The organism is Mesorhizobium sp. LSJC285A00, assembly GCF_000503155.1.
GTDB lineage: Bacteria > Pseudomonadota > Alphaproteobacteria > Rhizobiales > Rhizobiaceae > Mesorhizobium.
The window spans coordinates 75,361-97,544 of sequence record NZ_AYVK01000015.1 but is presented as its reverse complement, the minus strand read 5'-3'; the positions used below and the strand labels follow the sequence as shown (position 1 = coordinate 97,544).

Annotated in this window: 27 protein-coding genes; 12 read left to right on the top strand and 15 right to left on the bottom strand. The window is 63.5% G+C overall.

The annotated features are described in order from the left end of the window. Window positions 1–89: 89 nt before the first annotated feature. From X726_RS153845 to X726_RS153855, 4 genes are read left to right on the top strand one after another with little or no spacing between them, the layout of a single operon-like run. Window positions 90–746 (top strand): glutathione S-transferase family protein, encoded by a 657-nt coding sequence (locus X726_RS153845; protein WP_023670150.1) that lies wholly within the window; start codon window positions 90–92, stop codon window positions 744–746. Window positions 747–751: 5 nt separating this feature from the next. Then, complete coding sequence (locus tag X726_RS0135230; protein WP_023699361.1) at window positions 752–1,078, top strand: metalloregulator ArsR/SmtB family transcription factor; 327 nt, start codon at window positions 752–754, stop codon at window positions 1,076–1,078. A 23-nt stretch (window positions 1,079–1,101) separates the two neighbouring features. Next, entirely contained in the window at window positions 1,102–1,476 is a 375-nt protein-coding gene (locus tag X726_RS153850; protein WP_032893136.1) for a nuclear transport factor 2 family protein, read from the top strand. 16 nt (window positions 1,477–1,492) lie between these two features. After that, window positions 1,493–1,957: an SRPBCC family protein gene (locus X726_RS153855; RefSeq protein WP_023670148.1), complete on the top strand. Its 465-nt coding sequence runs from the start codon at window positions 1,493–1,495 to the stop codon at window positions 1,955–1,957. A gap of 29 nt (window positions 1,958–1,986) precedes the next feature. Here the strand turns inward: X726_RS153855 and X726_RS153860 are convergent, their stop codons facing one another. From X726_RS153860 to X726_RS153870, 3 genes are all read right to left on the bottom strand, one after another. Beyond that, complete coding sequence (locus X726_RS153860; protein WP_023670147.1) at window positions 1,987–2,250, bottom strand: metalloregulator ArsR/SmtB family transcription factor; 264 nt, start codon at window positions 2,248–2,250, stop codon at window positions 1,987–1,989. Window positions 2,251–2,282: 32 nt separating this feature from the next. Then, window positions 2,283–3,521: an MFS transporter gene (locus X726_RS153865; protein ID WP_023670146.1), complete on the bottom strand. Its 1,239-nt coding sequence runs from the start codon at window positions 3,519–3,521 to the stop codon at window positions 2,283–2,285. A gap of 96 nt (window positions 3,522–3,617) precedes the next feature. After that, window positions 3,618–3,812 carry a DUF1192 domain-containing protein gene (locus tag X726_RS153870; RefSeq protein WP_023670145.1) on the bottom strand — a complete coding sequence of 65 codons (195 nt, stop codon included), beginning with the start codon at window positions 3,810–3,812 and terminating at the stop codon, window positions 3,618–3,620. A 146-nt stretch (window positions 3,813–3,958) separates the two neighbouring features. On the opposite strand from X726_RS153870, the gene X726_RS153875 reads away from it, so the two are divergent. The 3 genes from X726_RS153875 (at window position 3,959) to X726_RS153880 (ending at window position 6,486) form a co-directional block, all read left to right on the top strand. After that, the gene (locus X726_RS153875; protein ID WP_033001843.1) at window positions 3,959–4,969 is read left to right on the top strand and encodes an NAD(P)H-quinone oxidoreductase; all 1,011 of its coding nucleotides are present in this window, start codon (window positions 3,959–3,961) and stop codon (window positions 4,967–4,969) included. Window positions 4,970–5,326: 357 nt separating this feature from the next. Beyond that, a complete protein-coding gene (locus X726_RS1000000168945; RefSeq protein ID WP_023670143.1) occupies window positions 5,327–5,467 on the top strand; it encodes a DUF1127 domain-containing protein in 141 nt (46 codons plus the stop codon). Window positions 5,468–5,793: 326 nt separating this feature from the next. Further along, window positions 5,794–6,486 carry a DUF1013 domain-containing protein gene (locus tag X726_RS153880; protein ID WP_023670142.1) on the top strand — a complete coding sequence of 231 codons (693 nt, stop codon included), beginning with the start codon at window positions 5,794–5,796 and terminating at the stop codon, window positions 6,484–6,486. 63 nt (window positions 6,487–6,549) lie between these two features. Here the strand turns inward: X726_RS153880 and X726_RS153885 are convergent, their stop codons facing one another. The 3 genes from X726_RS153885 to X726_RS1000000168940 form a co-directional block, all read right to left on the bottom strand. Then, a complete protein-coding gene (locus tag X726_RS153885; protein ID WP_023670141.1) occupies window positions 6,550–7,269 on the bottom strand; it encodes a YafY family protein in 720 nt (239 codons plus the stop codon). 126 nt (window positions 7,270–7,395) lie between these two features. Beyond that, entirely contained in the window at window positions 7,396–7,806 is a 411-nt protein-coding gene (locus X726_RS153890; RefSeq protein WP_031205930.1) for a hypothetical protein, read from the bottom strand. Between the two features lie 181 nt (window positions 7,807–7,987). Next, window positions 7,988–8,158, bottom strand: a complete 171-nt coding sequence (locus tag X726_RS1000000168940; RefSeq protein ID WP_023670139.1) for a hypothetical protein — start codon at window positions 8,156–8,158, stop codon at window positions 7,988–7,990. A gap of 204 nt (window positions 8,159–8,362) precedes the next feature. Here X726_RS1000000168940 and X726_RS1000000168935 point away from each other — a divergent pair, with 204 nt between their 5' ends. Then, window positions 8,363–8,524 carry a hypothetical protein gene (locus tag X726_RS1000000168935; RefSeq protein WP_023670137.1) on the top strand — a complete coding sequence of 54 codons (162 nt, stop codon included), beginning with the start codon at window positions 8,363–8,365 and terminating at the stop codon, window positions 8,522–8,524. 9 nt (window positions 8,525–8,533) lie between these two features. Here X726_RS1000000168935 and X726_RS153895 read toward each other — a convergent pair whose 3' ends face one another. From X726_RS153895 to tkt, 8 genes are all read right to left on the bottom strand, one after another. Then, complete coding sequence (locus tag X726_RS153895) at window positions 8,534–8,758, bottom strand: hypothetical protein (RefSeq protein WP_156941406.1); 225 nt, start codon at window positions 8,756–8,758, stop codon at window positions 8,534–8,536. 121 nt (window positions 8,759–8,879) lie between these two features. Continuing rightward, on the bottom strand, window positions 8,880–9,593 hold the full coding sequence (locus X726_RS153900; protein ID WP_023670135.1) for an SGNH/GDSL hydrolase family protein: 714 nt from the start codon (window positions 9,591–9,593) through the stop codon (window positions 8,880–8,882). 62 nt (window positions 9,594–9,655) lie between these two features. After that, entirely contained in the window at window positions 9,656–10,396 is a 741-nt protein-coding gene (locus tag X726_RS153905) for a thioredoxin family protein (RefSeq protein WP_023670134.1), read from the bottom strand. Window positions 10,397–10,568: 172 nt separating this feature from the next. Then, on the bottom strand, window positions 10,569–11,594 hold the full coding sequence (locus X726_RS153910) for a class I fructose-bisphosphate aldolase (RefSeq protein WP_023670133.1): 1,026 nt from the start codon (window positions 11,592–11,594) through the stop codon (window positions 10,569–10,571). 120 nt (window positions 11,595–11,714) lie between these two features. Further along, window positions 11,715–12,917 (bottom strand): phosphoglycerate kinase, encoded by a 1,203-nt coding sequence (locus X726_RS153915; protein WP_023670132.1) that lies wholly within the window; start codon window positions 12,915–12,917, stop codon window positions 11,715–11,717. Window positions 12,918–13,062: 145 nt separating this feature from the next. Beyond that, the gene (locus X726_RS153920; protein WP_023670131.1) at window positions 13,063–14,949 is read right to left on the bottom strand and encodes a potassium/proton antiporter; all 1,887 of its coding nucleotides are present in this window, start codon (window positions 14,947–14,949) and stop codon (window positions 13,063–13,065) included. Window positions 14,950–15,155: 206 nt separating this feature from the next. Further along, a complete protein-coding gene (gap, locus tag X726_RS153925; RefSeq protein WP_023670130.1) occupies window positions 15,156–16,166 on the bottom strand; it encodes a type I glyceraldehyde-3-phosphate dehydrogenase in 1,011 nt (336 codons plus the stop codon). Window positions 16,167–16,321: 155 nt separating this feature from the next. After that, window positions 16,322–18,313 carry a transketolase gene (gene tkt, locus X726_RS153930; protein WP_023670129.1) on the bottom strand — a complete coding sequence of 664 codons (1,992 nt, stop codon included), beginning with the start codon at window positions 18,311–18,313 and terminating at the stop codon, window positions 16,322–16,324. A 273-nt stretch (window positions 18,314–18,586) separates the two neighbouring features. Here tkt and X726_RS153935 point away from each other — a divergent pair, with 273 nt between their 5' ends. The 4 genes from X726_RS153935 to X726_RS153950 all read left to right on the top strand — a co-directional run bounded on the left by X726_RS153935 (window position 18,587) and on the right by X726_RS153950 (window position 21,105). Then, window positions 18,587–18,859: a DUF4164 domain-containing protein gene (locus X726_RS153935; RefSeq protein WP_023670128.1), complete on the top strand. Its 273-nt coding sequence runs from the start codon at window positions 18,587–18,589 to the stop codon at window positions 18,857–18,859. A 12-nt stretch (window positions 18,860–18,871) separates the two neighbouring features. Next, entirely contained in the window at window positions 18,872–19,237 is a 366-nt protein-coding gene (locus tag X726_RS153940; protein WP_023670127.1) for a cell division protein ZapA, read from the top strand. Between the two features lie 190 nt (window positions 19,238–19,427). After that, window positions 19,428–20,087 (top strand): peroxiredoxin, encoded by a 660-nt coding sequence (locus tag X726_RS153945; RefSeq protein WP_023670126.1) that lies wholly within the window; start codon window positions 19,428–19,430, stop codon window positions 20,085–20,087. Window positions 20,088–20,232: 145 nt separating this feature from the next. Continuing rightward, window positions 20,233–21,105, top strand: coding sequence for an MBL fold metallo-hydrolase (locus X726_RS153950; RefSeq protein WP_023670125.1), 873 nt, complete (start codon window positions 20,233–20,235; stop codon window positions 21,103–21,105). 151 nt (window positions 21,106–21,256) lie between these two features. Here X726_RS153950 and rpoH read toward each other — a convergent pair whose 3' ends face one another. Then, a complete protein-coding gene (rpoH, locus tag X726_RS153955; protein WP_023670124.1) occupies window positions 21,257–22,168 on the bottom strand; it encodes an RNA polymerase sigma factor RpoH in 912 nt (303 codons plus the stop codon). Between the last annotated feature and the right edge of the window lie 16 nt (window positions 22,169–22,184).

Genomic DNA, 22,184 nt, shown 5'->3' with positions numbered 1-22,184 from the left:
CCTCACGGAAATAGTTAAGTGAATGCTTCAGTGTTGGCGCTGGCTAGCACCGCTCCAGTATCGACGAACCGCAAACAGACGAGCAAAAAATGTCCCTGACGTTCCATTTCCATCCGCTGGCATCGTTCTGCTGGAAACCGCTGATAGCGTTTTACGAGAACGACACGCCCTTCACGCCGGTTGTCGTCAACCTCGGCGACGAGCAGTCGCGGGCAGCGTTCCTGAAGGTGTCGCCGACCGGCAAGATGCCGGCGCTGCGTGACGATGCACGCAACCGCACGGTGCTGGAATCGACCATCGTCATCGAATATCTGGCCGCGCATTATCCCGGGCCGGTCGAGCTCATCCCGGCCGAGGCCGACCTTGCCCTCCAGGTCCGCCAGGCCGACCGTTTCTACGATTTCTACGTGCAGGCGCCGATGCAGAAGATCGTCGGCGACAGGTTGCGCCCGCAGGACAAGACCGATCCGTTCGGGGTCGATGAGGCGCGCGCACAACTGCGCAACGCCTATGCGATCATCGAGGAGGAGATGCGCTCGAAACTCTGGGCGGCCGGGCCTACCTTCACCATGGCCGACTGCGCGGCCTCGCCGGCGCTGTTCTACGCCAACAAAGTCGAGCCATTCGGCGACAGCTATCCGGCCCTGAAACACTACCACGACCGCCTGCTCAAGCGGCCGTCCTTCGCCCGGGTGGTCGAGGAGGCGCAGCCCTACTTCAAGTTCTTTCCCTACAATAACGGCTGATCGCGATGCTGCACGATCCCGCCCAGCTCGACCTGATGTTCCAGGCGCTCGCAGACCCGGCCAGGCGCAGCATGGTCGAACGGCTGTCGCGTGGGCCGGCCTCGGTCAGCCAGTTGGCCGAACCGCTGGCGATGTCGCTGTCGGCCGTCGTCCAGCATCTCAACGTGCTCGAAGCAAGCGGGCTGGTGCGCTCGGAAAAGCTCGGCCGCGTGCGCACCTGCCAGATCGCGCCGCAGGCGCTGCGCAGCGCAGAACACTGGATCAACGAACGGCGGCTGACATGGGAGCGTCGGCTCGACCGGCTCGGCGATTTTCTCGCCGGGACCGAATGACCTGAAGCAGAGGAGAAATGACCATGCCCGGCAAAAGCAGAGCGGAGTTGATCCGCGGCTATTTTTCCGCCTACCAGGCGAATAACAAGGCTGCCGTCGCGGCGGTGCTCGCCGACGATTTCACCTTCACCAGCCCTTATGACGACGCCATCGACCGTGCGACCTATTTCGAGCGCTGCTGGCCGGACAGCCCGGCCTTCAGCTCGATCGTCATCGAGCGGATATGCGAGGACGAGGACGCCGCCTTTGTCCTCTATCGCTGCGAGACGGCGGACGGAAAGACCTTCCGCAACACCGAACTGCATCTGTTCCATGGCGACAGGTTGCGCGCCGTCGAAGTCTATTTCGGCGCGTCCTATCGCGACGGCGTCTTCGTCGCGCAGAAACCATCAAGCTGACCAAGAGGACCCGACCATGGCCGAACGATCCGTCGTCCACTCCACCTTCGTCCTCGAGCGCCTCTATCCAGTTGCGCCGGCGAAAGTCTATTTCGCGCTCAGCGATCCGGCCGCCAAGCGGCGCTGGTTCGCCGACCCCGACAACCCGATGACCCACAGGCACGAAATGGATTTTTGCGTCGGCGGCCAGGAGGTCAATGCCGGCGGGCCGAAGGACGGGCCGATCCACACCTATACCGCCACCTATCAGGACATCGTGCCCAACCAGCGCATCGTCTACAGCTACGACATGCTGTTCGGTGATGTCAGAATCTCGGTTTCGCTGGCGACAATTGAGCTTCGCCCGGAAGGCACGGGCACGCGTCTGGTGCTCACCGAGCAGGGCGCGTTTCTCGATGGGCACGACACACCGTCATCGCGCGAGCATGGTACCGGATTCCTGCTCGATGCGCTGGGCAAGGCGCTGGCAACGGACACTTGAAAGCCAGGGAGGCGAGCTGGAATCGCGGCCTATGCTTCCCAGAACTGATCAAGCCAAATATTGAGCTTGAGGAAGCCGCCACTGCTGACTGTATAGACCCGCCTCGTGCCCTCGGCCTTGGCCTGAACCAGACCGGCGTCCAGCAACACTTTCAAATGCTGGGACACGGCCGGGCGGGAGACTGGCAGGCCCGAAGCCAGTTCGTTGACGGTTTTCGGGCCACGCCGGAGCTCTTCCAGAAGATAGCGCCGGTTGGGGTCCGCAATCGCCATGAAGGCGTCAGAAAAGATCATGCCTATACTTGTGGGGCAAAGCTTTTCAAATCTCAACCGTCGGCTTCCGCTTTTCTGAGCCGCAGTGCTTCAGGGGTGACCGAGCGATCGGCCGGCTGGGTCTTGAAGGCGTCGCGGTCTTCGATCGGCACCGGCGCGCGGCGGCTGATGCGCAGCAACGTGTAGGCGGCGAGGCTGAGATGCGCCAGCGCGGTGGCCAGGAACAGGCCTTCGGGGCGGAGCCAACCCATCAGGGCGGCAGCCAGCAGGGGCCCGATCATGGTTCCGAAGCCATACAGAAGCAGCAGGCCGCCCGAGACCTTGACGAAATCCTCCGATCGGGCGTGGTCGTTGGCATGCGCCACGGCGATCGAATAGAGCGTGTAGGCAAAGGCGCCGTAGGCGGCGGCGAAGACAATGACGAGGACGGCGGAACGCGGTTCGAACAGGAAGATCAGGATGGCGAACAGTGCGGCGCCGAAAGCCGCGCCCGCCAGCACGAAACGGCGGTCGGTCTTGTCGGAGAGGCGTCCGGCCGGAAGCTGCATGGCCGCGCCGGCAATAACGACAAGGCTCATCATCAGTGCGATCTGGGCGGTGGAGATGCCGATACGGGCGCCGTAGACGGCGCCAAGCGTGCCCCAGGCGCCATTGGCGATGCCGACCAACAGGCAGGCGATCGCCGACACCGGCGAGTTGGCGTAGAGACCTTTGACGTCGAGCTTGACGTCCTGCAAAGGCTTGGGAGACGAAGCCGACGACACCGCGGTCGGGATCAGCGACAAGCAGAACAATATGCCGGTGATCATGAACAGCGACGCCGATCTGACGTCGCCGCCCGCAACGATCATCTGGCCGCCCATGATCGAGGCATAGGTGACCATCATGTAGAGGCCGAAGACGGTGCCGCGGTTCTCGTTGGTGGCCTTCTCGTTCAGCCAGCTTTCGATGACCATGAAGGCTCCGGCCATGGTGAAGCCGGTGAAGGCGCGCAGCAGGATCCAGACATATTCGTCGATGATCAGGCCGGTAAGCAGCGCCACGATGGCGCCCGAAGCGGCAAAGGCGCCGAACGCCCGGACGTGGCCGGCGCGGCGCACCAGGCGCGGTGCGAAGAAGCAGCCGGTGACGAAGCCACCGGCCCAGGCCGTGCCCATCAGACCGAGCGATGCGGTCGAAAACCCTTCGATCTGGCCGCGCAACGGCAACAACAGGCCGTGCAATCCCGAAGCTGCAAGCAGGAAAGCGGTGCCGCGAAGCAGCGAGAGGATCGGCCTGTAGCTTGCAAACATTGTTTGATCCGTCTGGAGATTCGGTGGCGGGGTCTGAAGACAGGCGCATTCGGGCTTTTCGGCGGCGGATGCTCAACGCCGAAACTAACGCGAAAACTAGCCGCGGCGAAACAGGGCTTCGGCCGCCGATTTGGTGCTGCCCTTGGTCTGGAGCTCGGCTTCGAGCCGGGCAATCTCCTCGCGCAGGATGCTGATCCGTTCGGTAAGGTCACCGACCGAAAGCAGCGACAGATCCTGTCCGATCTCATGCGGGCGGGCTTTCTTTTTGGGTTCGTCGTCGAAGATCGCCATCGTCGCTCCTCCCTATTCAGTATTGGGCTGATTTGGCCATTTGCCTGATCCGGCAATCAGCATACATAGGGCAGGGGCGCAGATGCAAACAGCCGGCAAGAAGCTGGCAGCCGGCGACAGACCGGCGGACCGAGACGGGAAATTTCATGGCGAGCGGACATAAAATTCCAGCCACGATGACGGCCATCGCAATCTCGCAACCGGGCGGGCCGCGGGTGCTGAAACCGGAAACGCGCGACGTGCCGGTGCCTGGTCCCGGCGAAATCCTGATCCGGGTGCGTGCGGCCGGCGTCAACCGCCCCGACGTGCAGCAGCGCAAGGGCGCCTATCCGGCGCCGCCCGGCGCCTCCGACCTGCCCGGTCTCGAGGCATCGGGCGAAGTGGCCGCCCTTGGCGACGAGATATCGCGCTGGCGCATCGGCGACCGGGTCTGCGCGCTGACGCCGGGGGGCGGTTATGCCGAATATGTCAAGGTTCATGCCGGCAGCGTGCTGCCGCTGCCCGCCGGCTTCACCCACACGGAGGCGGCCGCGGTTCCGGAAAACTATTTCACCGTCTGGCACAATGTGTTCGAGCGCGGCGGCTTGGAAAAGGGTGAGACGCTGCTGGTCCATGGCGGCTCATCGGGCATCGGCACCACGGCGATCCAGCTGGCGTCGGCCTTCGGCGCGTATGTCGTCACCACCGCCGGCAGCAAGGAAAAATGCGACGCCTGCCTGAAGCTCGGCGCCGACCGGGCGATCAACTACCGCGAGGAGGATTTCGTCGCGGCGGTCAAGGATGCGACTGGCGGCAAGGGGGCCGACGTCATTCTCGACATGGTCGGCGGCGACTATATCGCGCGCAACTACGAGGCCGCCGCGGTCGAGGGCAGGATCGTCCAGATCGCCGTCCAGGCCGGCGCGGTGGCGAGCGCCGATTTCTCGAAAATCATGGTCAAGCGGCTGACCCACACCGGCTCGACGCTGCGGCCTCGCACGGTCGAGTTCAAGGCGGCGCTCGTCGCCGCACTGGAAGCACAGGTGTGGCCGCTGCTCGGCACCCGGAAGGTAGCGCCGGTGATGGACATGATCTTCCCGCTGACCGACGCCTGGCGGGCGCATGAGCGCATGGAAGAGGGCGAGCATATAGGCAAGATCGTTCTCGACGTCGGCTAGATGGGGCGAGATTCAGGTGAGGCCGGCCTGCGAATGGCGGCTCCCTGCGCTTCCGGCCTTCCGCCGGCCGAAGCCCTCATGAGGGGTTGCGGCAGTTAAGGCTACGGCCGGCGTAGGCCGGTGCTTCGTACTGAAGTACGCTCCGCTCCGGTTCTCGGGAGCCGCCATTCTCTGCTCGGCCTGACCTGAACCTCGCGCCATGCTCCGCGCTCAGCCTGTCGGCAAGATGAACAGAAGCTTAATGCTGCAATGCAGCATTTGCATTGCGGCTATGCAAAGACGTCTGTTCAATTCGTGGGCAGCACTGCCTATCTAAACGTCATCGAAACGATTTGATCCAACAACTGGAGGACAACCATGAACCCGATCCGCGCTTTCCGTAACTGGCGTATGTACAACGAAACCGTGCGCGAGCTGAACAAGCTCAACGCCCGTCAGCTCAGCGACCTCGGCATCAGCCGCGGCGACATCGAGAGGATTGCCCGCAAGGCCATCTAATTCGAAGCCTGGTCGGCCGATGAGGCCTGACCACGCGGCAGAAGCAAGAGCCGCCGCAGACGGTATCCCGTCGCCGGTTCCGAGCCCGCTGGACCCTGTCCGGCGGGTTTTGTCGTTTTGGACCCCCTGTACAACTCGGCATCAATGATCGCCGGAGCCGAGGTCCTCCTGGCCTCCCCCGCTGTCCGGTGTCCGACGGCTGCGCCCTGCGCCAAAAACATTGCGAAACGGCAGCGGAGCGGTTATACAGGCCGCGAATTTCCCATTTTGGTGGCTCTAAACCACCGCCCGCGCGGGAACGCGGGCGAACGAGAAGGATTTTTGAAATGGCCAATACGCTGCTGATGCCCAAGGCGACCGCCGTCTGGCTGGTCGACAACACCGCGCTTTCCTTCGAGCAGATCGCGCAGTTCTGCGGGTTGCATCCGCTCGAGGTCAAGGCGATCGCCGACGGCGAATCGGCGCAGGGCATCAAGGGCATGGATCCGATCATGACCGGACAGCTGACCCGCGACGAGATCGCGCGCGCCGAGAAGGATCCGAACCAGCGCCTGAAACTGTCCGACCCCAAGGTGCGGGTGCCGGAATCCAAGCGCAAGGGTCCCCGCTACACACCGCTGTCGAAGCGCCAGGACCGGCCCAACGCCATCCTGTGGCTGGTCCGCAACCATCCGGAATTGAAGGACGCGCAGATTTCGCGCCTGGTCGGCACGACCAAGTCGACGATCGAACAGATCCGCGAGCGCAAGCACTGGAATTCGGCCAATCTGCAGCCGATGGACCCGGTGACGCTGGGTCTCGCTTCGCAGATCGACCTCGACATGGAAGTCAACCGCGCCTCGCGCGGCCGCGAGCAGGCGCAGCCTGTCGGCGACACGCTGCTGCCGGCTGCCGTGACCGAGCGCCTGGTGCCGGCGCCGGAGAAGCCGAAGGACGAGGATGCCGAGCTCGACGCAAACGCCGTGTTCGCCAAGCTCTCGGCGCTCAAGTCCAAGAAGGAAGATGCGGACGACGAGTAAGGTTTGCGACAGTTCATCAAAAAAGCCCGCTTCGAGCGGGCTTTTTCATTGATTATCGAAGTCTCAGCTGCGCGCCGCCCGGTCCGGCGTCATGCCATAGTCCTCCGAGCGTTCGACGGCGCGGTAGAAGTCGGCAAGCTGCTTGCCGCGCTCAGGCTTGAAGATGCGGCCGGCGATGACCACCGAGGCGATGCGGTCGATGCGGAAGGCGCGGAAATCGTCGCGCATCTCGCACCAGGCAACCAGCGTCCATACCTTGCCCCAGAACCACAGACCGAGCGGACGGATGTCACGCCCGGTGCTGCGGCCGGCCTCGTCGCGGTAGTCGATGGTCAGCACCTGTCGCTTCTCGACAGCGCGCTCGATCACGTCGATCGCCTCACGCGCGGCGTCGCTCACCACCCACATCGGCGTGTGGATCTCGGTGCGGGCGATGCGGTCCTTCTCGGCGTCGGGCAGGACGGCGCCGATCTTGACCAGCGCCTCGTCGGCCGCACGCGCCATGGCCGCGCCGCCAAAGGCCCGCACCATGCGGGCGCCGGCGACCAGCGCGACGATTTCGTCACGCGTGAACATCAGCGGCGGAAGGTCGAAACCCTCCCTCATCATGTAGCCGACGCCGGCCTCGCCGTCGATTGGCACTCCGGTCGACTGCAAATCGGCGATATCGCGGTAGATGGTCCGCTCGGAAACCTCGAGCCATGTGCCGAGCTTCTGGGCGGTGACCAGCCGGCCGCCACGCAGGTGCTGCACGATCTGAAAGAGCCTGTCGGCACGTCGCATCGTATGGTCCCTCGACTGCTTGTCTATGAATGTCATGGTCCCAAAACCGGTTCCGGGTGACATCCATGTCCTGTTTTATGCTTGTCGTTCTCCCAAAAACCGCTGCGCACTTTTGGGCGACACGCATTATGGTTTAAGTCCTTCGCGCCTGCGCTGCACGGCGACGAATTCCGCGCCGAAGGACAACTTCTTCGTTGTCGGCGTGTTCACGTCGAGCACACGCCAGTACGGCGTGATATCGTTCAGCGTCATGCCGCGTTCGAGATCCTCATTGGCGGCTTCGGCGACGGTTCGCAGATGATAACCGATGGTGACCGGACATGTCACTTGCGCCCCATGCTCGATGGCGAGCGCGGTGCGCAAGGCGCGTACATCCATCTCGAGGCCGTTGGGGATCGTGCGGATGAAATCATCGACCTGACGGGGCGTCGGCACCAGCATCGGCTGGCCCTCGACGACGTCGCCCATTGTGCGTGGCGTCGGCTTCACGCCGTTGACGCCCGGCGTGTTCAGCCTGTCGTTCCAGCTTTTCACCATTCATGTCTCCTGACACGTTTATGGCATGGTGCTCCTGACAGCATTCTGTCAGGAGCCTTCAGCATTGTCCGTAGCAGGCGCCAAAGTTTTTGCGCCAGCCCGAGGGGTCGCCGCCCGGGGGGCCATGTCAATGATCCGGGCGTTGCGGGGTTCGCATCCAAGCATTGTCATGTAAAACGCCTCAGATCTCGCGAATGCGGCTGTGACCCTCATACATATCCGGCCAGCCAATGTCCTTGCGGATGTCCGCGGGCAAGGAGTTCAGGAAGCGCTGGGTACGAACTTCATTGCGCATCGTGCGGATCTTGCCGACATAGTGCTGTACGCTGTTCAAAATACCAAAGCTGTTCATGACCATCTCCTCTTCTCTGATGGAGACACTATTGCATACCCCTCCTGACAGCAGTCTGTCAGGAGCATGTCAGGTCGTTGAAGAAAGCTGCGAGGTGCTTGGCGGTCGGTTCGGAAACGAGCCTTTTGTCAGGAATGGCCAAGTCGACCGAGACCATGCAAGAACCGCTTTGACAGCCTGTCGCGATGCTGCTCAAAGGCGGGCATGTCGAAACTCCTCGCGCTCGTCATCATCGGCATGATGGCCATTCAGCTGATCAAGCCGCTCGGCTGGCCGGGCCTGAAGCGGCGCGGCGATTTCTGGAAGCTGGCCCTGATCGCCATGGCGGCCATCGCGCTGGCGGGTGCGCTGGGGCACTGGACATAGCCTTGAGGGTCAGGTCGGGTCCACCGTTCCCATGGCAATCATCCGGATGGCGTTGAGGCTGGGCACGAAGAAGTAATCGCCACCGCGCGTCGTCATGAATTCCGGCAGGTTCGCCGCAATAAAAGGCGTGGCGCTGGCCGGGCCGGCCGGAATGACATGCTTGCTCGATTCGGCGCGGTTGCCGGTCAGCGTGCAGGTGTCGTTGCCGGTTTCGGAATCCAGGCCGTAGCTCATCCATTGCTGCTGGATGATATTCTGGCTCAGATCCATTGGAAGCAGGCTGCAATCAACAGTATTTGGAAATACTCATGTCAGTTCTCTGAAGCCCACCAGTCCGAGCTTGTGCCCCCTCAGGTCAATCGGCGAGCACCCATCCGACCAGATGTTCGGCCCAGGCGCGGTAACCGGCTTCCGAGGCATGAAAGCCATCGGAGGCAAAGCCGGCCTCCGGGTTGGTGATCGGCAGCCGTGGCGCCGGCACGGCGCCGCGCTCGAAACAGAGGCGCTCGCCCATGCGGTTCATTGCGGTAGCGCGGATTTCGAGAATCTTGCCGAGCAGCGGCGGCATGGCCGGCGCGCGGGTGAACTCCAGCACCGGCGACCACACCACGCGCGCCTCCGGCCATTTGGCACGCGAGGCGTAGAGCAGGCCACCGAACTCCTTCTTGAAGCGCGGTACCGAGTGGAAATTCTTGGTGTCGTTGGTGCCGATGGCGAGCACGATATGCGTCCACGGATCGGCCGACAGATTGGGCAGCACATGGTCGCGGATCTGGCCCGACGTTGCCGAGTTGAAGCCAGCGGCGCGCCAGCGCACGGCAAGGCCGGTTCGTTGCGCGATCATGACGGCAAGCTGCGCGGCAAGCCCGTTCTCGGAATTGCCGATGCCGACGGAAGCGGCCGAGGAATCGCCCAGCACCAGCAGCGAGATGGCCGGCGCCTTGCCCGATATTTCGTGCATGACCGGCCCTTGTGCCGGCAGCATGCGGGTGGTGCGGCGGCGCACGCCGAGGCCCTGCCAGAAATAGACGGGGTAGGCGAGCCAGGTAAGAAGGGCCGGGAAGCGCATGGCAATACCGTTAGAGGTTAACGGCAGCCTTAGCGCATGTTTGGGCGCAGGTGAACGCGCTTCTAGTCGCAGCAGTTCGGCTTATCCGCCTGCTTGTCCTGATATTCGTCATGCAGCCGCACCCAGTCCATCAGGCTATGATAAGGGCCATTTTCGCCGCGGCCCTTCGGTGTCATGTCGAGATAGTCGTAAGTGCCGATCTGGGCCTCGCCGCCGCGGGCGCGCGACATAAAGGTAAGGAATATGTCGCCGTTCTCGTCCTTGTAGAAAACACTGGTGCCGGGAAGGTCCTTTGACGTGCGCGGACGCGTCTCGAAATTGTAGGTGGTGTCGCCGGCCGCGATCTGCTTGTCGGTGAAGGAGACCTGCATGTCGAAGTTGAAATCCGAGGCGTAGGACGACACCCAGTCGAATTTCCAGCCCATACGCTGCTTGTAAGGCAGCAGTTCCGCCAGCGGCGCGCGCGCAACCACCACCAGCGACACGTCGTGGTGCCTGAGATGCTGATCGGCGCCGTCTATATGGTCGGCAAGGAAGGAGCATCCTTCGCAGCGGTGGTTCGATCCTGGCGTCATCATGAAGTGGTAGACGATCAGTTGGCTGTTGGCGCCGAACAGTCCGGCCAGGTTCTTCGGACCCTGCTCGGTTTCGAAGACATAGTCCTTGCGGATTTTCATCCAGGGCAGTTCACGCCGCTCGGCGGCGATGCGCTCACGCAACCGTGTCAATTCCTTCTCGCGCGCCAGATGCGCCTTGTGCGCCTCAAACCAGTCTTCACGCGAAACCACCTTGCTGCGAGTCATGAAGTTCTCCCTGTCTGTTCACCCAAGGACGTTTGGGGTGGGCAGAAACCGACATCGCCGTCAGCTTTTGCCGAAAAGGAGATAAGGATGGACGAACTCCGTCCAAGCCGGGCTTTGCATAAACAAACCCGGGCGCATCGGCCCGGGTTGTATGACAACGGGAGGACTGCGCTCAGGCGGCCTGTTCGAGGCTCGCCGTCCATTGTCCCAGCGCCGCCAGATGGTTCATGTGGGCACGATGGGTGAAGGCGGCCTGGCCGGCGGCGACGTTCGATGTCTTGCCGCTCCAGGCCTTTTGCGGGGCGGCCTGCAAGGCGCGGCCATAGGAGAAGGTCAGCTTCCACGGATGCGGGCCGATGGCGTTGATGGCGTTGAGGTTGGCGGTAGCCTCCTCGTCCGACTGCCCGCCCGAAAGGAAGGCGATGCCCGGCACCGCTGCCGGTACAGTTTCGCGGAACAGTTTTATGGTCTTTTCCGCGACCTCTTCGGGGCTGCTCACCTTGCCCGACTTCCTGCCGGCCAGCACCATGTTCGGCTTCAGGATGGTGCCTTCCAGCACAACGCGCGCTGCATGCAGCTCGTCATAGAGCTTGATCAGCGTTGCCTTCGAGATGTCGTAGCAGGTGTCAATGTCGTGCGCGCCGTCCATCAGCACTTCCGGCTCGACGATCGGCACGATGCCGGCCTCCTGGCACAGTGCGGCATAGCGGGCCAGCGCATGGGCGTTGGAGGCAATCGAATTGACCGAGGGCACGCCCTTGCCGGTGTCGATGTCGATCACCGCGCGCCATTTGGCGAAGCGGGCGCCGAGCTTGTAATAATCTGCGAGCCGCTCGCGCAAGCCGTCGAGGCCTTCGGTAACGGTATCGCCGGGAAAGCCGGCGAGTGGCTTGGCGCCGGCATCGACCTTAATGCCGGGAATGGCGCCCGCCGCCTTGATGATGTCGACCAGAGGCGTGCCGTCGGCAGCCTTCTGACGGATGGTCTCGTCGTAGAGAATGACGCCGGAGATGTACTTCGTCATTGCGTCCTTGGCGCGGAACATCATCTCGCGGTAGTCGCGGCGGCTATCGGCGGTCGATTCGACGCCGATAACGTCGAAGCGCTTCTTGATGGTGCCGGAGCTCTCATCGGCGGCCAGCAGGCCCTTGCCGCCGGCCACCATCGCGGCGGCAATGTCTTCGAGACGTTCGCTCATTTTTCTTCTCCTAAGGGGGTACGTTCCGCGCGTAACGGAAGTCTACCGCCAAAGGAATGGGATCGGAAAGCTCGAATCGATTGAAAGTTCCTGGCGTCCGTTTTTGCGCCCCCGATCCGGTCAGGCTTGTTTCTTCAGCACGTCGACGCCGGGCAGCGGCTTGCCTTCCATCCATTCGAGGAAAGCGCCGCCGGCGGTCGAGACATAGGTGAAGTCGTCGGCGACGCCGGCATGGTTGAGGGCGGCCACCGTATCGCCGCCACCGGCGACCGATACCAGCTTGCCGGCCCTGGTGCGGGCCGCCGCGTGCCTGGCCGCCGCCACCGTGGCGTGGTCGAAAGGCTCGATCTCGAAGGCGCCGAGCGGGCCGTTCCAGACCAGCGTCGCGGCGCGGTCGATCCATTCACCGATCGTCTTCACGGTCTTTTCGCCGACATCGAGGATCATGCCGTCAGCCGGGACATCCGAAATGGCAACGGTCTCGCTGGCCGCACCCGCCTTGAATTCCTTGGCGACGACGCCGTCGACAGGCAGGATGATGGCGCAGCCTGCCTCGGCGGCCTCGATCATGATCTGCTTGGCGGTCGCGGCAAGGTCATGCTCGCACAGCGACTTGCCGACAGCGGTGCCACGCGCGGCGAGAAAAGTGTTGGCCATGCCGCCGCCGATCACCAGCGCGTCGACCTTCTTCACCAGGTTCATCAACAGGTCGATCTTGGTCGACACCTTGGCGCCGCCGACAATGGCGACGACAGGGCGGACCGGATTGCCGAGCCCCTTCTCCAGCGCCTCGAGCTCGGCCTGCATGGTGCGGCCGGCATAGGACGGCAACAGCCGCGCCAGGCCTTCGGTCGAGGAGTGCGCCCGGTGGGCGGCGGAAAAGGCGTCGTTGACGAAGATATCGCCATTGGCGGCGAGCCGCTCTGTAAAGGCCGGGTCGTTCTTCTCCTCGGTCTTGTGGAAGCGGGTGTTTTCCAGCAGCAGCACATCGCCCTTGTTCATGGCGGCGACCGCACTGCCCGCCGTGTCGCCGACGCAGTCGCCGGCAAAGCCGACGGGGCGGCCAAGCACCTCCGCGGCAGCCTTGGCGATCGGCTCCAGCGAGAATTCGGGCGAGGGACCATCCTTCGGGCGGCCGAAATGCGCGAGCAGGATGACCTTGGCGCCCTTGCCGGACAGCTCGGCGATGGTCGGCGCGATGCGTTCGATGCGGGTGGCGTCGGTGACCTTGCCGTCGGCGACGGGCACGTTGAGGTCGACGCGCACCAGCACGCGCTTGCCGCTGATATTGCCGATATCGTCGAGTGTCTTGAAGGCGGCCATGCGGGTTCCTTTCCGTGGAAAATCGCCGGGACCATACCTCGCATCGATGACGATGCAAGGCTTGAGCCGGGGTGCGAGCTAAATTTTGAGATCAAGGCGAAGGCTGTCGTGATGATGCGGGACGTCAGCGTGAACCGATCGCTTGTCAGCCTTCTGTCGTTATCTTTTCCGCCGTCGGCTCAAGGGCCTTCTCATTGGCTGTCGCCTCTGCAGTCTGCGTCTCGGTCGGCTTGCGCCAGTTGCGGATGAAGGCGGAGACACGATCGCCGATCTCGCCGGCGCTCAGGAACACCGGAACCCGCGCCACCGGCGCGGTCGGCTCGAAGGAGAGGCCGAGACCGGTGATCTTGCCCTTGTCGTCGACGTCGCGGACGATCAATTCGATCGGGCCGATCAGCACCCGGTCGGCATATTCGGCATGGCCGCCAAGCCTTGCCGTCACCAGCGCGCCGACGGTGAGCTTCTGCTCGGCTTCGCTCAATCCCGGTGTGTATGCGGCCTCGAGCTCTGCGGCCGAGCGGGCGGGATCGACGGCGAAGGCGCCGAAGAAGTCGGCATCCTCGGGGTCGACTACGGCGCGGCTGGCAAACAGCTTGTCAAGCAGGCGCGGATAGCGGTCGGGCACGAAGATGTAAACCTGGTCGCCGGCCGCGAGCCGGCCCATGTCCTGGAAACGCATCGAGCGGCCGTCGCGCAGCACCAACGAGGGCCGTGCCCAGCGCGGGATACGCTCGCCGCGCGCCACCGGGCTGCCGGGCGCGACGCGGTAGGCGAGCAGTTCGTGGTGGGCGGAGCCCGGCAGTTCGAGTTCGACCTTGTCGAGCGGCCCGAGTCTCGCCGGCACGATCAGGCCGAGCCGGCGCGCCAGCGGACCGACCGACCAGCCCTGCACCACCAGCGATACCAGAACGATGATGAAGGCGACGTTGAAGATGGTGCGGCCGTTCTCCAGTCCGCCGAGCAGCGGGGTGATGGCAAGCAGGATGGACACGGCGCCGCGCAGGCCGACCCAGGAGACGAAGGCGATCTCGGGACGTGGCAGGCGGAACGGGATCAGGCAGAGCCAGACGGCGACCGGGCGCGCGACAAACATCAGGAACAGGCCGAGCAGCACCGCCGGCACCATGATCGCCGGAAACTGCGAGGGCGTCGCGAACAGGCCGAGGATCAGGAACATGATGATCTGTGCCAGCCACGACATGCCGTCCTGGAAGCGCTTCAGGATGGTGACGGCGCGGATGTCGGAGTTGCCGGCAATCAGCCCGGCGAGATAGACCGCCAGGAAGCCCGAGCCGCCAATGGCGCCGGCGGCGGCGAACACCATCAGCGACAGGGTCAGCACGAAGATCGGCAGCAAGCCATGGTCGAGGTTGAGCCGGTCGACGAGGCGCACGATGCCGAGCCCGCCAAGCACGCCGACGACGGCGCCGAGCCCCATATTGAGCAGGAAGCCGAGGATCAGGTCGGTGACCAGCACATGGGTCTCGGGATTGGCGTGGGCAGCGATGATCTCGACCAGCGTGATGGTCAGGAAGATGGCGATCGGGTCGTTGGTGCCGGATTCGACTTCCAGTGTCGCGCGCACGCGCTCGCGCAGATTGATCTCGCCGGCGCGCAGCAGGAAGAACACCGCAGCCGCGTCGGTCGAGGCGACGGCAGCTCCAAGCAGGAAGGATTCCAGCCAGCTGAGGTCGAGCAGGTAATAGGCGGCGGCGCCGAACAGGCCAGTGGTCAGGATTACGCCGAAGGTCGCCAGCGACAGCGCCGGTCCGGCCGCCTGGCGCAGCGCGTTGAGCGGCGTGCCGAAACCGGAATCGAACAGGATGACCGCCAGCGCCAGTGAGCCGGCAAAATATGCCACGCGCGCATTGTCGAATTCGATGCCGAGACCATCGACGCCGCTGGCGAGGCCGATGCAGAGGAAGAGCAGCAGCAACGGGGCGCCGAAGCGGAAGGCGATCAGGCTCGAGAACGCTGCGGCGACGACTAGCGCTGTGCCGACCAGCGTGACGAGATAGATCGCATGCTCCATCCGTGATTTGCCCCTCGAATTCCTCTTTCTCCCGATTCACGGGAGAGTGGGGCGAAGGCATGGCCGGTGCAAGGCGCAAGGATGGCTTTTTGCCTTATGCCGCTGATTTTCCGGCGTTTGGCGGCTCGGCGCGCCTTGCCCGGCGCGCTGACGAAAAACGCCCGGGCACAGCCGGGCGTTCGAAGCTGCGAGACGATGCCTTCAGATCAGGCGATGGTCTTGCCAAAGGCGACCGAGGTGTCGGCCATGCGGTTGGAGAAGCCCCACTCATTGTCGTACCAGGACAGCACCGAAACGAAGTTGCCGTCCATGACCTTGGTCTGGTCGAGCGCCAGGATCGACGAGCGCGGATCGTGGTTGAAGTCGATCGACACATTCGGATGATGGGTGACGCCGAGAATGCCCTTCAGCTTGCCGTTGGAGGCAGCGATCACCGCTTCGTTTATCTCCTGCACGGTGGTGGCGCGCTTGGCGATGAACTTGAAGTCGACGACCGAGACGTTAGGGGTCGGCACGCGGATCGAGATGCCGTCGAGCTTGCCCTTGAGGTCGGGCAGCACCAGGCCGATCGCCTTGGCCGCACCGGTCGAGGTCGGGATCTGCGACAGGGCAGCCGCGCGGCCGCGGTAGAGATCCTTGTGCATGGTGTCCAACGTCGGCTGGTCGCCGGTGTAGGAGTGGATCGTCGTCATCATGCCCTTTTCGATGCCGACGGTCTCGTGCAGCACTGCGGCGAGCGGCGCCAGGCAGTTGGTGGTGCAGGACGCATTCGAGATGACGATGTGGTCCTTGGTCAGCTTGTCGTGGTTGATGCCGTAGACGACGGTGAGGTCAGCACCTTCGGCAGGCGCGGAGACGACGACGCGCTTGGCGCCGGCGGTCAAATGCGCGGCAGCCTTGTCGCGGGCGGTGAAGATGCCGGTGCATTCGAGCGCGATGTCGATGCCGAGCTCCTTCCACGGCAGCTGCGCCGGGTCCTTGATCGCGGTGACCTTGAAGCTCTCCTTGCCGACGGTGATCTGGTCGCCCGAGACCGACACTTCGTGCGGGAAGCGGCCGTGCACGCTGTCATAGCGCAGCAGATGCGCGTTGGTCTCGACCGGGCCGAGGTCGTTGACGGCGACGACGTCGATGTCCTTGCGGCCGGATTCATGGATGGCGCGCAGGATGTTGCGGCCGATGCGGCCAAATCCGTTGATGGCAACTCTGACGGTCATTTTACTCTCCCTGGGAGCTGGAGGCGGCAGATGGGTCCGCAGCTTCATAGCGGCGGATGGCACAAGAATCCAGCCGCAGAAGGCCGAATTTAAATCGATTAGGTTGGTCCAGCCCCGCGAATCCGCCTTGGAGGTGCGCGGGACTGACCCTGATCTTACTTGCCGTGCAGGCGGGCTTCCGCCGCCTTGGCCGCGGCTTCGGCGGTGATGCCGAAATGCGGGTAGAGCTGCTCGATGGTGCCGGAAGCGCCGAAGCCGGTCATGCCGATGAAGATGCCGTCGGAGCCGATCAGGTGATCCCAGCCCTGGCGGATGCCGGCCTCGATCGCCATCTTGATCGGCGCGTTGCCGATCGTCTCCTTGCGGTAGGCGTCGCTCTGCTGGTCGAACAGTTCGAAGCAAGGCACCGAGACGACGCGGGTCGGGTGCCCATGCTTTTCAAGCAAATCACGGGCGCCGAGCGCGATCTCGACCTCGGAGCCCGTGGCGAAGATCGTCACCGCCGCTTCGCCGCTCGCCGCGGCCAGTTCATAGGCGCCCTGGCTGCTGAGGTTCCTGGCCGAGTGCTCGGTGCGCACCGTCGGCAGGTTCTGACGGGTCAGCGCCAGGGTGGACGGGGTCTTTTCCGATTCAATGGCGATCTGCCAGCATTCGGCGGTTTCCACCGCGTCGGCCGGGCGGAAGACATTGTGGTTGGGGATGGCGCGGAGCGCCGCCAGGTGCTCGACCGGCTGGTGGGTCGGGCCGTCTTCGCCCAAACCGATCGAATCATGGGTCATGACGAAGATCGAGCGGATGCCCATCAGCGACGCCAGCCGCATCGACGGACGGGCATAGTCGGAGAAGCACATGAAGGTGCCACCATAGGCGATGAGGCCGCCATGCAGCGTCAGGCCGTTGAGGGCGGCCGCCATGCCATGCTCGCGGATGCCGTAGTGGACATAGCGCTGGCCGTAATCGTCCGGCGTGATGTTCTTGGTCTGGCTGGTCTTAGTGTTGTTGGAGCCGGTGAGGTCGGCAGAGCCGCCGATGGTTTCCGGCACCGCGCCATTGATGACTTCCAGCGCCATTTCCGACGATTTGCGGGTGGCGACCTTCGGCTTGTCGGCCGACAGCTTCTTCTTGTAGTCAGCAATGACGGCATCGAAATTCGACGGCAGCTTGCCGGCGAGGCGGCGCTCGAACTCGGCCTTCAACTCAGGCTTGGCCTTGGCCAGGCGGCCTTCCCAGTCGGTGCGCGGCTTGACGCCGGCCTTGCCGGCGGTGCGCCAGGCGTCGAGAATGTCGGCCGGAATTTCGAAGGGCGGCGAGTCCCAGTTGAAGAATTTCCGCGCGCCTGCGATCTCGTCGGCGCCGAGCGGCGAACCGTGCGCCTTGTTGGTGCCGGCCTTGGTCGGGGCGCCGAAGCCGATGGTCGTCTTGCAGGCGATCATCGTCGGCTTGTCGGAATGGCGGGCGGCTTCGATGGCGTAGGCGATCGCCTCGGGGTCGGTGCCGTCAATGTGGCTGGCGTTCCAGCCCGAGGCCTGGAAGCGGGCGACCTGGTCGGTGTTGTCTGCAAGCGAAACCGGACCGTCGATTGAGATGTTGTTGTTGTCCCAGAAGACGATCAGCTTGTTGAGCTTGAGGTGGCCGGCCAGCGCGATGGCTTCCTGGGAAACACCTTCCATCAGGCAGCCGTCGCCGGCCAGCACATAGGTGTAGTGGTCGACGAGGTCGTTGCCGAAGGCGGCGTTCATGATGCGCTCGCCGAGCGCGAAGCCGACCGAATTGGCGAGACCCTGGCCGAGCGGGCCGGTCGTCGTCTCGATGCCGGTGGCATGGCCGTATTCGGGATGGCCGGCAGTCTTGGAACCCAGCTGGCGGAAATGCTTGATCTGGTCGAGGGTCATGTCCTCGTAACCGGTCAGATGCAGCAGCGAGTAGAGCAGCATAGAACCGTGGCCGGCCGACAGGATGAAGCGGTCTCGGTCCGGCCAATGGGGGTTCTTCGGATCATATTTCAGAAAGCGGGTGAACAGCACTGTGGCGATGTCGGCGCAGCCCATGGGCAGGCCGGGATGGCCGGACTGGGACTTCTCGACGGCGTCCATGGAGAGAAAACGGATCGCATTGGCCATCCGGTCATGTTGTTCACGCGACGTCATGGTACCTCCGGGGTGGGGATTTGTGGGCTTGGCAGAGCCCAGGAAAGAGTGCGCGACACATAGCAGCCACGGGCTTTTAGTCAACAAATCGGCTGCACATTTGCCGGTCTTGTGATGGCTTTGAGACCTTATGGGGCGACCTACATTAGCGTTAGCGGGGGACAGTCGCGAGAGCTTTGTTGACGTTGCCTTCACCCGGTGCCTAATGTTTCCTTGTTAACGCGTTCTGAACGCGAAGCGATTCGGTGATGGGCAGGGCACAGGACGAAGGCCATGACCGGCGAAACCACACTCAAGGAAGTCATCCACAGGCTGGGCAAGGCCATCGAGGGGCTGGAAAACGCCGTCGCGGCCAAGCTCGAGCACGAGCGCGACTATTCCGAAGCCGAGGCTGAGGTGCAGCGCATGAACGCCGACCGTTCACGGCTGGCGCAGGAACTCGACAATTCCGAAGCCCGCGCCGAACGGCTGGAAGATGCCAACAAGGAAGTGTCGCGCCGCTTGGTGACCGCCATGGAAACCATCCGCGCGGTGCTGGACAGGTAGGAGCTGCAGGCCATGGCACAGGTCACGGTTTCCATCGACGGCAAGCAGTATCGCATGGCTTGCGACGAGGGTCAGGAAGAGCACCTGATCGACCTCGCCGAGCGGTTCGACCGTTATGTCTCGCATCTGAAGGATTCGTTCGGCGAGATCGGCGACCAGCGGCTGACGGTGATGGCCGGCATCATGGTGATGGACGAGCTTTCGGAGCTGCAGAAGCGGGTCAAGGGCATGGAGACCGAAGTGCAGACGCTGCGCAAGACGCGCGACGAAGCGCTGACCAAGGCCGACAAGAACGACACCGTGCTGACCAGCGCGCTCGGCGCGCTCGCCCAGCGCATGGAAGACCTGGCCACGTCGCTGGCGGTCAACAAGGCCTGAGCCTTCCCCGCACAAACGAAAGATTGTCGGCCCAACGTCGGTCCGTAGAACGAAAGTGCTCGTTCCGTCGCCAATAATAGTTTCCTATTGTCCTGCAGCCGCGATTTTTGCGCTAAGATGCGGGAATGCCGGAGCGTTGACGCCGTCCACGGCCGCTCCTGACGAAATCTGTTGCTGGGGAAATAATGCCATGAGCCTTCGTATCAACGACATCGCGCCTGACTTCACCGCCGAGACCACGCAAGGGCCGATCAAGTTTCATGACTGGATCGGCGACGGCTGGGCGATCCTGTTCAGCCATCCGAAGAATTTCACCCCGGTCTGCACCACCGAGCTGGGCACGATGGCGGGGCTCGAAGGCGAGTTCAAGAAGCGCAACGTCAAGGTCATCGGCATTTCCGTCGATCCCGTTGCGAGCCACGACAAGTGGCAGGCCGACATCAAGACGGCGACCGGCCAGACGGTGAATTACCCGCTGATCGGCGACAAGGACCTCAAGGTGGCCAAGCTTTATGACATGCTGCCGGCGGGCGCCGGCGAGACGTCGGAAGGCCGCACGCCGGCCGACAACGCCACGGTGCGCTCGGTCTATGTCATCGGGCCGGACAAGAAGATCAAGCTGGTGCTGACCTACCCGATGACGACGGGCCGCAACTTCGACGAGATCCTGCGCGCGGTCGATTCCATGCAGCTGACCGCCAAGCACCAGGTGGCGACGCCGGCCAACTGGAAGCAGGGCGAGGATGTGATCATCACCGCCGCGGTTTCGAACGAAGATGCGGTCAAGCGTTTTGGCGCTTTCGAGACGATCCTGCCCTATCTCAGGAAGACCAAGCAGCCGTCAGCCTAGGTTTTCTCCGTCGGAGCTATTTCGGGCTTCAGTCCTATTTCTGGCAAGGCGTGCTTGACCGGCGCGCTTTGCCAGATGACCATGCTGTTGTTCAACCCGACGGAGAAAACGGTTCCTGTCGGGCAAGGGGCAGGGGGGCCGGACATTGGACATCGCTTCGGCCAAACCTGAGGTCGCCGGCTTCTACGACAAGCCGACCGGCGCCATCCAGTATGTCGTCACCGACCCGGTGACGAGACGCTGCGCCGTCATCGACCCGATCCTCGACTTCGACGAAAAATCCGGCGCGACGGCGACGAAGAATGCCGGCGCCTTGCTGGATTTTATCCGCGAAAACGGGCTGGAGCTCGAGTGGATTCTGGACACCCATCCGCATGCCGATCATTTCTCGGCGGCGCACTATCTCCGGGAAAAGACCGGCGCGCCGACGGCGATCGGCGACAGGATCGTCGAAGTCCAGGCGCTGTGGAAGGCGATCTACAACTGGCCGGATTTCCCCGCAGACGGCTCGCAGTGGGACCGGCTGTTTGGGGAAGGCGAAACGTTCATGATCGGCAACCTGCCGGTCAAGGTGCTGTTCTCGCCCGGCCACACGCTCGCCTCGATCACCTATGTCATTGGCGACGCAGCCTTCGTCCACGACACGCTGTTCATGCCCGACAGCGGCTCGGCAAGGACGGACTTTCCCGGCGGCAGTGCCGCGCGGCTGTGGCATTCGATTGAGGGCATTCTGGCGCTGCCGGACGATACGCGCGTGTTCGTCGGCCACGACTATCAGGCCGGCGGGCGCGAGCCGTGCTGGGAGAGCACGGTCGCCGAGCAGAGGGCAAAGAATATCCACCTCGTTGCGGCGCGCAGCGAAGCCGAGTTCGTCGCCTTGCGCGAAGCGCGCGACAAGACACTGCCGATGCCGCGGCTGATCCTGCATGCGCTGCAGGTCAACATGAATGGTGGACGGCTGCCGGAACCGGAGGCCAATGGGAGGCGGTATCTGAAGTTTCCGCTTGATGGGCTTTGAGAGGGCAGTTGGCGAAGCTGCCGATCTCCCCCCTTGCGGGGGAGATTGGATGTCAAGAATGCTTTCGCCAATCGCCAGCGTAAGCGTAAGACATAAAAAAGGCGGCGCCGGTTTCCCGACGCCGCCTTCTGTTCCTTAGCCGAACCCGGCTTTACGCCGCCGGCTGCGCCTCGATCGTGCGCAGCGCCTGCATCTGGCGCTTGGCGGCGGCCTTGACCGCGTCCTGCACCTTCTCGAAGGCGCGCACCTCGATCTGGCGCACGCGCTCGCGGCTGATGTCGAACTCGGAAGACAGCTCTTCCAGCGTCAGTGGCTCCTCGGCGAGGCGGCGGGCCTCGAAGATGCGCCGCTCACGATCGTTGAGCACGGCCAGAGCGCCCGACAGCATGCCGCGGCGGTTTTCCAGCTCGTCCTGCTCGATCAGCATGTCTTCCTGGCTTTCGTGGTCATCGACCAGCCAGTCCTGCCATTCGCCGGATTCACCCTCGCTGGCGCGGATCGGCGCGTTCAGCGACGCGTCGCCCGACAGGCGGCGGTTCATCGACACGACTTCGGCTTCCGACACGTTCAGCCTGGTGGCGATCTCGGTGATCTGGTCGGGCTTGAGGTCGCCATCGTCCAGCGCCTGGATCTTGCCCTTCACCTTGCGCAGGTTGAAGAACAGGCGCTTCTGATTGGCGGTCGTGCCCATCTTGACCAGGCTCCACGAGCGCAGGATGTACTCCTGGATCGAGGCCTTGATCCACCACATGGCGTAGGTCGCGAGGCGGAAGCCACGCTCGGGTTCGAATTTCTTGACGGCCTGCATCAGGCCGACATTGCCTTCCGAGATCACTTCGCCGATCGGCAGGCCGTAGCCGCGATAGCCCATGGCGATCTTGGCAACAAGCCGAAGATGGCTGGTGACGAGCTTGTGCGCAGCGGAAGTGTCTTCATGCTCGGCGTAGCGCTTGGCGAGCATGTACTCTTCCTGCGGCTGAAGCATCGGAAAGCGGCGGATTTCTTCCAGGTAGCGGCTGAGGCCGCCTTCGCCGGAAACAATACTGGGTAGTGACTGGGCCATGATTGCGCCCCCTCTC

Coding starts and splice junctions, on each gene's coding strand:
- X726_RS1000000168945 (WP_023670143.1), top strand. CDS start 5,327: ATGAACCCGATCCGCGCTTTCCGTAACTGGCGTATGTACAACGAAACC.
- X726_RS153900 (WP_023670135.1), bottom strand. CDS start 9,593: ATGCGCTTCCCGGCCCTTCTTACCTGGCTCGCCTACCCCGTCTATTTC.
- X726_RS153945 (WP_023670126.1), top strand. CDS start 19,428: ATGAGCCTTCGTATCAACGACATCGCGCCTGACTTCACCGCCGAGACC.
- X726_RS153850 (WP_032893136.1), top strand. CDS start 1,102: ATGCCCGGCAAAAGCAGAGCGGAGTTGATCCGCGGCTATTTTTCCGCC.
- X726_RS153890 (WP_031205930.1), bottom strand. CDS start 7,806: ATGGTGAAAAGCTGGAACGACAGGCTGAACACGCCGGGCGTCAACGGC.
- X726_RS153845 (WP_023670150.1), top strand. CDS start 90: ATGTCCCTGACGTTCCATTTCCATCCGCTGGCATCGTTCTGCTGGAAA.
- tkt (WP_023670129.1), bottom strand. CDS start 18,313: ATGACGTCGCGTGAACAACATGACCGGATGGCCAATGCGATCCGTTTT.
- X726_RS153880 (WP_023670142.1), top strand. CDS start 5,794: ATGGCCAATACGCTGCTGATGCCCAAGGCGACCGCCGTCTGGCTGGTC.
- gap (WP_023670130.1), bottom strand. CDS start 16,166: ATGACCGTCAGAGTTGCCATCAACGGATTTGGCCGCATCGGCCGCAAC.
- X726_RS153905 (WP_023670134.1), bottom strand. CDS start 10,396: ATGACTCGCAGCAAGGTGGTTTCGCGTGAAGACTGGTTTGAGGCGCAC.
- X726_RS153875 (WP_033001843.1), top strand. CDS start 3,959: ATGGCGAGCGGACATAAAATTCCAGCCACGATGACGGCCATCGCAATC.
- X726_RS1000000168935 (WP_023670137.1), top strand. CDS start 8,363: ATGTCGAAACTCCTCGCGCTCGTCATCATCGGCATGATGGCCATTCAG.
- X726_RS153910 (WP_023670133.1), bottom strand. CDS start 11,594: ATGAGCGAACGTCTCGAAGACATTGCCGCCGCGATGGTGGCCGGCGGC.
- X726_RS153860 (WP_023670147.1), bottom strand. CDS start 2,250: ATGATCTTTTCTGACGCCTTCATGGCGATTGCGGACCCCAACCGGCGC.
- rpoH (WP_023670124.1), bottom strand. CDS start 22,168: ATGGCCCAGTCACTACCCAGTATTGTTTCCGGCGAAGGCGGCCTCAGC.
- X726_RS153915 (WP_023670132.1), bottom strand. CDS start 12,917: ATGGCCGCCTTCAAGACACTCGACGATATCGGCAATATCAGCGGCAAG.
- X726_RS153920 (WP_023670131.1), bottom strand. CDS start 14,949: ATGGAGCATGCGATCTATCTCGTCACGCTGGTCGGCACAGCGCTAGTC.
- X726_RS153935 (WP_023670128.1), top strand. CDS start 18,587: ATGACCGGCGAAACCACACTCAAGGAAGTCATCCACAGGCTGGGCAAG.
- X726_RS153855 (WP_023670148.1), top strand. CDS start 1,493: ATGGCCGAACGATCCGTCGTCCACTCCACCTTCGTCCTCGAGCGCCTC.
- X726_RS0135230 (WP_023699361.1), top strand. CDS start 752: ATGCTGCACGATCCCGCCCAGCTCGACCTGATGTTCCAGGCGCTCGCA.
- X726_RS153865 (WP_023670146.1), bottom strand. CDS start 3,521: ATGTTTGCAAGCTACAGGCCGATCCTCTCGCTGCTTCGCGGCACCGCT.
- X726_RS153895 (WP_156941406.1), bottom strand. CDS start 8,758: ATGAGCTACGGCCTGGATTCCGAAACCGGCAACGACACCTGCACGCTG.
- X726_RS1000000168940 (WP_023670139.1), bottom strand. CDS start 8,158: ATGAACAGCTTTGGTATTTTGAACAGCGTACAGCACTATGTCGGCAAG.
- X726_RS153940 (WP_023670127.1), top strand. CDS start 18,872: ATGGCACAGGTCACGGTTTCCATCGACGGCAAGCAGTATCGCATGGCT.
- X726_RS153870 (WP_023670145.1), bottom strand. CDS start 3,812: ATGGCGATCTTCGACGACGAACCCAAAAAGAAAGCCCGCCCGCATGAG.
- X726_RS153885 (WP_023670141.1), bottom strand. CDS start 7,269: ATGCGACGTGCCGACAGGCTCTTTCAGATCGTGCAGCACCTGCGTGGC.